We start from the raw sequence: 10,710 nt of genomic DNA, 5'->3' as shown, positions 1-10,710 counted from the left end.
TGGTGCCCGGTTACCAACGACGACGACTGCGCCTCCGCTGTGTGCCGAATAAACCCCGGGCGAGCTCCGCCCCGATGGCGCCTGCCGCCTTGACCGCGAACTCCATCAGTTCACCGTCTTGCTGCCGGGGTGCCGGCGTGGGAACGCCGAGGGGTGGGGGTGTCCCAGCCGGACCGGAGGACGCTGGCGGGGCGCCCCGGTGCCCCGTAATTGACTCTTCAATCCGGCGGGCCTCGTCATCAGCAGCTGGTTCGGCCCGGGGCGGCGTCGCGCTGGGCGGAGCGGGAGTGGTGAGCTTTTCGAAGGCCGAATGGCTGTCGATCGCCGTTTCGTAGTGGGTGCGGAGCGGTGAGGCCCGGACGATCTCCTCCACGACAGCAGGCACTGAGGGGCCCATCGTCGATTCGGGGGAGGTCATTCGGGTCCAGGCGACGGGGGTGGGCGCGCCCCGATCGTTCATGACGGTCACCACCGCCTCGCCCGTCCCTGCTGAGGTGAGAACCTCAGCCAGGTCGTAGTCACTGGTGGGGAAGGTGGACACCGTGGCTTTCAAAGCCTTCGCGTCCTCGGGGGTGAAGGCGCGCAACGCGTGCTGAACACGGTTGGCCAATTGCCCGAGGACGTCCGCTGGAACATCCCTGGGCGTCTGGGTGACGAAGAAGATGCCGACACCCTTGGACCGGATCAGGCGGACTGACGTCTGGATGGACCGCAGAAATTCCTTGGACGCGTCGTCGAAGAGCAGATGCGCCTCGTCGAGGAAAAACACCAGCTTGGGTTTGTCTTGATCTCCCACCTCGGGCAGGTCGGCGAAAAGATCGGCTACCAGCCACATCAGGAAGGTGGAAAAGAGTTGGGGTGTTTGCAGGAGGGTGGGCAGTTCGAGGCAGCTGATCATTCCCCTGCCGTCCGGGGCCTGGCGGAGCAGATCGGCGGTGTCGAATTCGGGTTCTCCAAAGAATCTGGCCATGTCCTGCGCTCAAGGGTGATCAGCTCCCGCAGGATCACCCCCGCGGTGGCCTTCGACAAGCCACCGAGGTCCTTCAAAGCGGTTTTGCCCTCGTCGGAGGTGAGGAACGAAATCACTGCCCGAAGATCGGCGAGGTTCAATAGTTCCAGCCCGGCCAGGTCAGCGTAGTGGAAAATCAGGGTGAGGCTGGACTCCTGGGTCTCATTCAAGTCCATCACCCGGGAGAGCAGCAGCGGCCCAAACTCGGAGATGGTTGCGCGAATGGGAACACCGGCACCTTGCCCGCCCAGGGAGAAGTACTCGACCGGGAAACTCCTGGCGGACCACTGCTGGCCCACGCTCAGGGTGCGGGCCAGCAGCTTCTCACCGCCGGGTCCCGGGGTGGAGAGACCGGTCAGGTCCCCTTTGATGTCCGCCAGGAACACCGGGACACCCTGGGCGCTAAGCTGCTCAGCCATGACCTGCAGCGTGATGGTTTTTCCCGTGCCGGTTGCCCCTGCGACGAGCCCGTGACGGTTCATCATCGCCAGCGGAAGACGCACCGCCGCTTCGGGGTACACCTCGCCATCCAGCACTGCGGCACCGAGATGGATCGAGGGCCCCTCGAAGGTATATCCGGAGGAGATCCCGGCAATCAGCTCCGAACCGTCACGCTCCACCAATGGTCAGCTCGCCGCGGCGTGTTTGCCGCCACCCTGACCGTTGTCGGTGGTGCCGCTGCCCGAATCCGGGGTTCCGTGGCCGTTGACGCGGTCCGCTTCCTTGGCCGTGGCGATCTCCTCGGCACGCTCCTGACCGGCTTCAGCAGTCAGCGCTGCGCCCGCCTCTGCATCGCGGGTGAGGTTCTCCCCGGACTCAGGATCAAACAGGTGCAGCTTCCGGGTGTCCAGCCAGATTTCGGCTTCGCGTCCGCCACGGATCCGGCTGGCAGCGTCGAGGGTGACAACGATCTGCGGGCGGAGTTCGTCGGCATCCATTTCGCGGGCCAGATTGTTCAGGAGCTCGCGCATTTCGGGGTCCGGGTTGAAGTTGATGTAACCGTACTGTTCGTTGCCGAGCCACTCGGTATGGGTGAGCGTGGCAGTGAAGATGGAGCCGTGGGGCAACTTGGACTCCTCGACCAGTTTCGCGTCCTCAAAGAACTCCGGCCGGACGCCCACCAGCACCACCTTCTTGCCTTCAACCTTGGCCAGCTTCTCGGCGGGGACGTCGAGGTCGCCGAGGACGGTTTGCAGTTTGCCGTTCTCAATGGTCGCGGGGATGAAGTTCATCGATGGAGAGCCGATGAAGCCGGCAACGAAAAGGTTCCGGGGCTGCTCGTAGAGTTCCCGTGGGGAGGCGATCTGCTGCAGTTCGCCCATCTTCAGGACTGCCACCCGGTCGCCCAGGGTCATAGCCTCGGTCTGGTCGTGGGTAACGTACACGCTGGTCACCCCGAGCCGGCGCTGCATCTGGGAGATCTCTGAGCGCATCTGGCCGCGCAATTTCGCGTCCAGGTTGGACAGCGGCTCGTCGAAGAGGAACGCATCAGCCTGGCGCACAATGGCCCGGCCCATGGCAACCCGCTGGCGCTGGCCACCGGAAAGGTTGGCCGGCTTTCGCTGCAGGTGGTCGGTCAGTTCAAGGGTGGCTGCCGCCTCGGTGACAAGCTTGTTCACCTGTTCCTCGCTGTGCTTGCCTTTCGCGAGCCGCAGCGGGAAGGCGATGTTCTCATACACCGTGAGGTGCGGGTACAAGGCGTAGTTCTGGAACACCATGGCCAGGTTGCGGTCCCGGGGCGCCTTATCGTTGACGCGCTCGCCGTCGATCAGGAGCTCGCCGTCGGTGATGTCCTCCAGGCCCACGATCATGCGCAGCAGGGTGGATTTGCCGCAGCCGGAGGGGCCCACCAGGATGATGAACTCGCCGTCGGCGATGTCGATGCTGATGTCATTGACGGCGGGGAATCCGTCGCCGTATTTCTTGACCAGGTTGTTGAGGGTAATTGAAGCCATTTTCTGGTGATCCTTTTCTATGTGACTGGCGCAGGCGGCTGGGACTGCGCCATTAGCCCTTGACGGCGCCCGAGGTCAGGCCGGAAACGATTTGACGTTGGAACAGCAGGACCAGCAGGACGATCGGGATGGTGACGATGATCGCAGCGGCCGAGATGGCGCCGGTGGGTGACTCGAACTGGGAGGCTCCGGTGAAGAATGCCAGCGCCGCCGGAACCGGCCGCGCTGCTTCGGTGGAGGTCAGCGAAATGCCGTACACAAAGTCGTTCCACGCGATGAAAAACGCGATAATCGCGGTCGTGAACACCCCGGGTGCCGCCAGCGGGACGATGGCCTTGCGGAAGGCCTGCCAGGTGGTGGCGCCGTCGACCTGCGCCGCCTGCTCCAGTTCCCACGGGATCTGGCGGAAGAACGCAGCCAGCGTCCAGATGGAGATCGGCAGGGTCAGGGACAGGTAGGGGATGATCAACCCGAGCCAGGTGTCATACAGGCCGATGTTGCGCCAGAGGTTGAACAGCGGGGTGACAATCGAGATCACGGGGAAAATCGAAACCGCGAGGGCCGTGGTGAGCACGAGCCGCTTCCCCGGGAAGTCGAGACGGGCAATCGCATAGGCGCACAGGGTGGCCAGGACGACGGCGATTGCCGTGGCGATGAGCGAGATGCCGATGGAGTTGCGCAGGGAGGTCAGGAACAGTTCCTGCGCGTCACCAACGAGGATCTGCTCGTAGTTGGAGATGGTGGCAGCTCCCGACGACGGCAGGAAACTTCCGTTGGTCAGGTCGCTGGGAGATTTGAACGAGGTAGCCAGGATGGAAGCCACCGGGAACAGGGCGTAAAGCAGCACCAGAACCGAGATTACTGCCCACCAGATCTTTTCGCGCCGGGAAGAGTTCTTCATTTCTTTTCTCCTCTCGTGCCGGCAAGATCCACTTTGAAGATCTTGATGGCAGCGAAGCTGATCAGGATGACGCACAGGAACAGCAGGACCGAGACGGCCGAGCCGAGCCCAATCTCGAGGCGGCTGATCGACGTCCGGTAGGCGAGGAGCGAAAGCACTTCGGTGTTGTTCTCGCCATTGGTCATGATGAAGACATTGTCGAATATTCGGAACGCGTCCAGGGCCCTGAACAGGACGGCGACCATGATCGCCGCCTTCATGTTGGGGATGACGACCTTGCGCATCTGCTCCCACCAGGTGGCGCCGTCGACCTTGGCGGCCTCGGTCAGCTCATCGGGCACCTGCGCCAGGCCGGCGAGGAGGAGCAGTGAGATGAAGGGGGTGGTCTTCCAGATCTCCGACGCCATGATCACGAAGAGTGACGTGCCGGTCTGAGCGAACCAGTTGAGGTCCGAGTCGATGCCGGGGACCCAGTCAAACCAGGCGTTCACGTACCCCGAGTTGATGTCGAAGGCGTAGAACCAGGCGTACGCCGACACCACGGTGATGATGCCGTACGGCACCAGGATCGCGGTACGGAGGATGCCTTTGAGAGACTTCAGCGCCTTGCTCATGACCAGGGCCAGGGCGAAGCCCAGAACCAGTTCGACGGCGACGGTGATCACCGTAATGAGGACCGTGACCAGGAGGCCCTGCCACCACACGCTGTCGGAGAGGATCGTGATGTAGTTGGCGAACCAGATGAACTCCCGCTCATCGGGGGCGGTGAGCCGGAACGCAAACAGGGACTCGAAGAAGGCCTGCAGGATCGGGTAGAGGGTCACCATCAGCATCACCACGAAGGCGGGGCCCGCGAGGTACCAGCCCATCCGGCGTTCGGCTTTGACCCGGTCGCTGTGCTGCATCTTCTGCTTCTTCAGCTTGTCGCCGGCGTCAGGCTTGTTGATCGTTGAGCTACTCACAGTAGCCTCTCCCCTCTGAGCACTGCGGTGATGAACTCCTGGGACTGTTCGGGAGTCTGGTCAGGATCCACTTCGTTGGGTGGCGACCATTCCTGCTGCAGTCCGGTGGAGATTTCGTTGTAGAACGGTGTCTGGGGGCGAGGAGCCGCGAGTTCGAGGGAGTCCCTGATGGTCGTCGCCATGGGGAAGTCTTCCTCGATCGCTGGATCGTCGTACGCCTCCGAGTTCGATGGCGGGTTGCCGTTGGTGATGAAGTACTCGGTCTGGTTCTCCGGTTGGACGATGCACTCGATCGCTTCGTAGGCCAGGTCAGGGTTGTCGCTGGCCGCGCCGACTCCGAGGTTGATCCCACCCAGCGGCGGTGCGGTGTCCTCGCCCTCGGTGACGGCTGGGAACAGGGCCCAACCTATGTCGTCGACCACCGACTGGTCGATGGACCCAGCCTCGACGGCGCCCAGGGTGGCGGGCCAGACGAACGGGTAGTTGACCATGAAGGAGCCGTCGTCGCCCTGGAAGAGGGTGAGGGACGTGTTCTCGGTGGAGGTCGGCAGGCCCGGGCCGCCGAGGCCCTCGGTGCCGATGGTGGCGATGATCCGTGCCGCTTCCTGCCCGGCCTCGGAGGTGAGGCCCAGTTGCAGTTCGTCGGCGGGAGCCTCCGGGTTCTCGAGGATCTGGCCCCCTGCCGATTCAACCAGCGCGTTGATCCACACGGTCATCGACTCGGCGGGTGAGCCTTGCACGCCGAGGAGCTTGTCCTGCTCGGTGGCTGCTTCGATCAGTTGGTCCCAGGTCACGGGTTGGGACATGTCCAGCCCGGCGGCCTCGGCGACCGATTCGCGGTACCAGAGGATCTGGGTGTTCGCCCAGAACGGCACCGTTACCAGTTCTTCTTTCCAGGTGGCACCGGCCAGCGCGCCTTCGAGCACGTTCTCGGTGAAGACGTCGACTGAGTCCTCGGGGATGGGTGCCAGGAAGCCTGGTTCCGCGAGCTCGGGGATGAACGGCGGGTCAATGCTCATGATGTCCATTGAGGTGTCTCCGGCTGCGAGCCGCCGCGCCAACTGCTCGCGCTGGGCTGCTGCATCGGTAGGCAACAGGGACGTTTCAATCCGGTAGGCGCCGTCGGCCTCTTCGGTGCAGCTTGCGGCTATGGCAGCCTGCCCGCCGGCGTCGGGGTTGATGTACCAGGTAAGCGTTGTCACGCTTTCCGCCGGCCCACAACCCGTCAGCAACATGGTCCCGATCGCCAGTGTCGCCACAGCTGCCGCTTTCGGCCGGCTCCGGACTGGATGAATTTTTCCTCGCCTGTTCGGCATTCCCACCGCGCCTCCACATCGTTGTAGACAGTCCGTTCACCCGAGGTACAGCGGGCGAACCAAAGCAACCTTGTCTTTGAGACCATATGCCCTGGGTGGGGAAATCGCCAGATTGAAGGGTTGCGATCCGGTCAAGGTTGACGACGAAAGATGGCGGGAAGGTAAGCGGTTGCTACCGGAGTGCTGAGTTGTTCAGGGCGTGAGGGGGCCGTTCGAGCCCCTCGGTGACGCTCTCGGCCGGGTCGGTTCCCAGGTCCACGATGCGGTTCTGCTCATTGACGTGCACCACTGTGGGGAGGTAACTGTGTGCCTCCGCGTCAGTCAGCTGGGCGTAGGTGATCAGGATGACCGTGTCTCCCTGATGGACCAGGTGCGCGGCCGGGCCGTTGATACCGAGCACGCCCGATCCACGCTCGCCAGCAATGGTGTAGGTCTCCAGCCGGGCGCCGTTGGTCACGTCCACAATGGAGACCATCTCACCGGGCAGGATGTCGGCGGCCTCAAGCAGGTCAAGGTCCACGGTGACGGAACCCACGTAGTGCAGATCAGCGTGGGTAACCGTGGCGCGGTGGATTTTGGACTTGAACATTGTGCGATTCATCAGCGTTAACACTACCGCCGTTCCGAAGTGCCCGGCTATGTGGTGTTCGGCACGCTGCTGGTGCGGCCGGGGTTGGCGGGTCGGGCGCCGAAGGCCGGGCGGCTCAGGCGTCCGGGGCTTTGCGCAGCGCGCGGCCCATGATCGCGGAGGTCAACGCCGCCACGAGCTCCTGGTTGGCGAGGGGGTTGCTGAGCAGGGTGAAGTCCACCGCGCCCACCGGTGGAAGGTTGAAACGGTTGCTGACCTGTACCAGATCCTCCGGGATCAGGGACTGCGGGAACACGGCTAACCCAATACCGGCACGGGCGGCGGCCAGGACGCCGTTGATCTCCCGGGTGTTGCAGGTGATGCGCCAGGTTCGGCCAGCCTTCTCCAGCGCATCGATGGCCATCTGGCGGGTGAGGCTGGGGGACTGGTAGACGATCAACGGCACGGGAGCGCCGTCCTCAAGGGTGGTTTTCCCGTGCCCGGCCCAGACCAGCTGGTCACTTTGCACCAGGGTGCCCTCGCCGGTGCCGCTCATGTACTTGATGAAGATCAGGTCCAGCTGGCCCGCGCGCAGCCGGCGCAACAGGAGCGGGCTCTGGGTCACGGTGAGCTCAAGGTTGATCTGCGGGTAGAGCTGCCGGAAGTGGCGGAGGATGCGTGGCAGCTGGGTGATGGCGAGGTCGTCGGCCACCCCAAACCGGAGCCGGCCGCGCATGGCCGACCCGGAGAAGTAGACCATCGCCTGTTCCTGGGCGGCGAGGATGGTCCGTGCGAAGCCGGCCATCGCGTCGCCGTTGTCGGTCAGGCTGACTTCGCGGGTGTCCCGGGAAATCAGGAGCCTGCCGGCCGCCTCCTCCAGCTTCCGGATGTGTTGACTCACGGTGGGCTGGCTGAGGTTGAGCCGGCCCGCGGCGCCGGTGAAGCTCAGGGTCTCGGCGACGGCAAGGAAGGTTTTCAGTTGGGCCGGGTCAAACATGATGCCGCCTATTACGTTTCCGAATACGAGTTATAGCCACCATACGCTTTCATCATGGATTGGCGGTGCGTAGCGTGGAAAGCGATCTCACCCCTCCAGCACAGGAAGACACCTTGGCACCCCCACCACCCTCCGCCGGCCCGGCTGGAGACCCCACGCTTACCGCGCCCCTGCCGATCACCAACCAGCGTCCAGCCTGGCGTGACACGTTCATCTCACTTCGCATCCCCAACTTCCGCCGATTCGCGATCTCCCACCTGGTCGCAGTGATCGCCGTCTGGATGCAACGCATCGCCCAGGACTGGATGGTCCTGGAGCTATCCGGATCGGTCACCGCCGTCGGGATCACCGTTGCACTGCAGTTCGCGCCGTTCCTCCTCCTCGGCCCGTATGGCGGAATCATCGCGGACCGCTATCCCAAACGCATCCTGTTGATCATCACGCAAAGCATGGCCGCCCTGATGGCAGCGGCAATGGCGGTGCTAGCCCTGACCGGCGTCGTCGAAGTGTGGCATGTCTACGTCATCGCCTTCACCCTGGGGCTGGTGACCGTGGTGGACGCCCCCGCACGCCAGGTGTTCGTCAACGACCTGGTGGGGCCAGTGCACCTGCGCAACGCGATCAGCCTGAACTCATCAATCTTCCAGGTGGGGGCCATGGTGGGTCCCGCGGTCAGCGGTGTGCTGATCACCGCGATCGGCGGCGGGTGGGCGTTCGCGGTGAACGCCGTCGCCTGCCTCTACACGGTGACCACCCTCGCCCTGCTGCGGACCGACCAACTGAGCGTCGCGGCCAGGGCGCCCCGGTCGAAAGGCCAGCTCCGTGAGGGCGCCCGCTACGTGATGAGGAAACCGGCCATCTTCTGGTGCATGCTGATGGGCGCATTCGTCTCGGTGTTTGCCATGAGCACACCCGTACTCATGGCTGCATTCGCCGACACCGTCTTCGACTCCGGCGCCCAGGGGTATGGCTTCCTGAACACAGCACTGGCCACCGGGTCGCTGGTCGGTGCGCTCGCGTCCACCCGGCGGACGACGCTCCGCCTGCGCGGGGTGCTTGGCGGTGCGGCCGCGTTTGGCGGCTTCATGGCTCTTGGATCGGTGGCACCTAACCAGGCGGTCTTCGCGATCCTGATGTTCTTCGCTGGGATCGGGTGCCTGTGGTTCATCACCGGCGCCAATCAGCTGGTGCAAATTTCGTCCAACCTCGCCATCCGGGGGCGGGTCATGGCGTTGTACATGATGGTCCTCATCGGCGGCCAGGCGATCGGCGGCCCCATGATCGGCTGGTTGGCCGAAAACATCGGGGCGCACACCACGGTGTTGATCGCCGGCGGAGTGCCGCTGCTGGCAGCCGGCGTGTTCGCCGTCGTTCTCGCTCAGAAGGGCCAGCTGACCCTGCGCTTCCGCTACACAGTTTCACCCAGCCAACGACGGCGGCTGGTGGCGATCGTCCCGAAATCCCCCGATGCTAGGAGCCACGCGGCCGTCTAGCCCGCACCCGTCCAACTGCCCGCCGAGCGGGTGGCTGTGACGGGGCGGTCGGGTCCCCTGAACCCGCCACACCCACCACTCGGCAATAATGCAGTATGACTGTCGTCCTCGTTGTGGTCCTTTTTGTCATTGCCGCGGTCGCCGAGATCGGCGGTGCCTGGCTGGTGTGGCAAAGCATCAGGGAAGGTAAACCGTGGTGGTGGGCCGGGCTGGGCATGATGGCCCTCGCGGCCTACGGGTTTATCGCCACCCTGCAGCCGGACGCGAACTTCGGCCGGATCCTCGCTGCCTACGGTGGGGTATTCGTCGCGGGATCCCTGGCCTGGGGCATAGTGTTTGACGGATTCCGTCCGGACCGCTGGGATATCGGCGGATCGGTGCTCTGCCTGGTGGGGGTGGCGGTGATCATGTTCGCTCCACGGCCGGTGGGCTGACACCGTGGGGCCGAAAACTGGAGCGGGCGACGGGAATCGAACCCGCGTATCGAGCTTGGGAAGCTAGCGCTCTACCATTGAGCTACGCCCGCATGGAGACCAGCCGACAGTGTGGCCTGAATCCCTGCGAAAACAACGAGATTCAGCCTACCTCAACCTCACCGTCCCGAAAACACCGGGCCGGACACCGGGCCTCGCCGCGGTAGGTACCCTAAGACCATGAGCGTCGAAAAGAACACCAGGGACCTGGAAGCGGGCATCGAGAAGGATTTCACCGCGAAGATGAGCTACGGATCCTATCTTTCCCTGGGGGAGCTTCTCGCAGCGCAGCATCCGGTCAGCCGCCCCGAGCACCACGACGAGATGCTGTTCATCATCCAGCACCAGACGTCGGAGCTCTGGCTCAAGCTGGTGCTTCACGAACTGCGTGCGGTGCGTGCCAAGTTGCAGGTCGATGACCTGCGATCGGCGATGAAGGGGATCGCCCGGATCAAGCACATCCAGCGCTCCCTCACCGAGCAGTGGTCGGTACTGGCCACCCTCACCCCCTCCGAATATGCCGAGTTCCGCGGGGATCTCGGTGCTTCCAGCGGCTTCCAGTCCTACCAGTACCGCGCCGTCGAGTTCCTGCTCGGCAACAAGAACGCCGGGATGCTTGAGGTTTTCGCGAATGACCCCGAGGCGCAGGAGCTGCTGGCCACCCTGCTGGATCAGACGAGTATCTACGACGAGTTCATCAGGTTCCTTTCCCGCCGGGGACACAACATCCCCGCTGAGCTGTTGGAGCGGGACCTCCGCACTGCCCACGTCTTCAACCCGGAACTCGTCCAGGTGTACAAGGCGGTGTACGAGAACGCCGAGGACAACTGGGACCTTTACGAGGCCTGCGAGGAACTGGTGGACCTGGAAGACAATTTCCAGCTCTGGCGGTTCCGGCATTTGAAGACTGTCGAACGAACCATTGGGTTTAAACGCGGCACGGGCGGGTCCTCAGGCGTAGGTTTCTCCAGAAGGCCCTCGAGCTGACCTTCTTCCCGGAGCTCTACGCCGTGCGCACCGAGATCGGCCGATAACC

The 10,710-nt window shown here is 63.9% G+C and carries 8 protein-coding genes, 1 tRNA gene and 2 pseudogenes; 3 read left to right on the top strand and 8 right to left on the bottom strand.

Annotated features, from left to right (window positions below):
* Positions 1-10 precede the first annotated feature (10 nt).
* The 7 genes and pseudogenes from DDA93_RS07815 to DDA93_RS07785 all read right to left on the bottom strand — a co-directional run bounded on the left by DDA93_RS07815 (position 11) and on the right by DDA93_RS07785 (position 7,708).
* Positions 11-1,629 (bottom strand): annotated as a pseudogene (locus DDA93_RS07815) (helicase HerA-like domain-containing protein).
* A gap of 6 nt (positions 1,630-1,635) precedes the next feature.
* Complete coding sequence (gene ugpC / locus DDA93_RS07810) at positions 1,636-2,964, bottom strand: sn-glycerol-3-phosphate ABC transporter ATP-binding protein UgpC (RefSeq protein ID WP_116778436.1); 1,329 nt, start codon at positions 2,962-2,964, stop codon at positions 1,636-1,638.
* A 52-nt stretch (positions 2,965-3,016) separates the two neighbouring features.
* Entirely contained in the window at positions 3,017-3,865 is an 849-nt protein-coding gene (locus DDA93_RS07805; RefSeq protein WP_019481743.1) for a carbohydrate ABC transporter permease, read from the bottom strand.
* Positions 3,862-4,770: a sugar ABC transporter permease gene (locus tag DDA93_RS07800; protein WP_050994835.1), complete on the bottom strand. Its 909-nt coding sequence runs from the start codon at positions 4,768-4,770 to the stop codon at positions 3,862-3,864. The genes DDA93_RS07805 and DDA93_RS07800 overlap by 4 nt, the downstream gene beginning before the upstream one ends.
* A gap of 53 nt (positions 4,771-4,823) precedes the next feature.
* The gene (locus DDA93_RS07795) at positions 4,824-6,062 is read right to left on the bottom strand and encodes an extracellular solute-binding protein (protein WP_237715218.1); all 1,239 of its coding nucleotides are present in this window, start codon (positions 6,060-6,062) and stop codon (positions 4,824-4,826) included.
* 253 nt (positions 6,063-6,315) lie between these two features.
* Complete coding sequence (gene panD, locus DDA93_RS07790) at positions 6,316-6,744, bottom strand: aspartate 1-decarboxylase (RefSeq protein WP_024477119.1); 429 nt, start codon at positions 6,742-6,744, stop codon at positions 6,316-6,318.
* Positions 6,745-6,847: 103 nt separating this feature from the next.
* The gene (locus DDA93_RS07785) at positions 6,848-7,708 is read right to left on the bottom strand and encodes a LysR substrate-binding domain-containing protein (RefSeq protein ID WP_019481747.1); all 861 of its coding nucleotides are present in this window, start codon (positions 7,706-7,708) and stop codon (positions 6,848-6,850) included.
* 113 nt (positions 7,709-7,821) lie between these two features.
* Here DDA93_RS07785 and DDA93_RS07780 point away from each other — a divergent pair, with 113 nt between their 5' ends.
* Together DDA93_RS07780 and DDA93_RS07775 are read left to right on the top strand one after the other, a co-directional pair.
* Positions 7,822-9,201 carry an MFS transporter gene (locus tag DDA93_RS07780; RefSeq protein WP_243400558.1) on the top strand — a complete coding sequence of 460 codons (1,380 nt, stop codon included), beginning with the start codon at positions 7,822-7,824 and terminating at the stop codon, positions 9,199-9,201.
* Between the two features lie 95 nt (positions 9,202-9,296).
* Positions 9,297-9,635, top strand: a complete 339-nt coding sequence (locus tag DDA93_RS07775) for a YnfA family protein (protein WP_019481749.1) — start codon at positions 9,297-9,299, stop codon at positions 9,633-9,635.
* 18 nt (positions 9,636-9,653) lie between these two features.
* Here the strand turns inward: DDA93_RS07775 and DDA93_RS07770 are convergent.
* Positions 9,654-9,727, bottom strand: a tRNA-Gly gene (locus DDA93_RS07770).
* Positions 9,728-9,854: 127 nt separating this feature from the next.
* Here DDA93_RS07770 and kynA point away from each other — a divergent pair.
* Positions 9,855-10,708 (top strand): annotated as a pseudogene (kynA, locus tag DDA93_RS07765) (tryptophan 2,3-dioxygenase).
* Positions 10,709-10,710 lie beyond the last annotated feature (2 nt).

This window comes from Arthrobacter sp. Bz4, assembly GCF_003075455.1.
GTDB lineage: Bacteria > Actinomycetota > Actinomycetes > Actinomycetales > Micrococcaceae > Arthrobacter_D.
Note: the sequence above shows the minus strand (reverse complement) of the source record. Positions and strands in the feature narration are given on the sequence as shown.

What these genes read in the sequence shown, in the direction of transcription:
- DDA93_RS07800 (WP_050994835.1), bottom strand. Translation starts at nt 4,770, where the DNA reads ATGCAGCACAGCGACCGGGTCAAAGCCGAACGCCGGATGGGCTGGTAC.
- ugpC (WP_116778436.1), bottom strand. Translation starts at nt 2,964, where the DNA reads ATGGCTTCAATTACCCTCAACAACCTGGTCAAGAAATACGGCGACGGA.
- panD (WP_024477119.1), bottom strand. Translation starts at nt 6,744, where the DNA reads ATGAATCGCACAATGTTCAAGTCCAAAATCCACCGCGCCACGGTTACC.
- DDA93_RS07785 (WP_019481747.1), bottom strand. Translation starts at nt 7,708, where the DNA reads ATGTTTGACCCGGCCCAACTGAAAACCTTCCTTGCCGTCGCCGAGACC.
- DDA93_RS07775 (WP_019481749.1), top strand. Translation starts at nt 9,297, where the DNA reads ATGACTGTCGTCCTCGTTGTGGTCCTTTTTGTCATTGCCGCGGTCGCC.
- DDA93_RS07795 (WP_237715218.1), bottom strand. Translation starts at nt 6,062, where the DNA reads ATGTTGCTGACGGGTTGTGGGCCGGCGGAAAGCGTGACAACGCTTACC.
- DDA93_RS07805 (WP_019481743.1), bottom strand. Translation starts at nt 3,865, where the DNA reads ATGAAGAACTCTTCCCGGCGCGAAAAGATCTGGTGGGCAGTAATCTCG.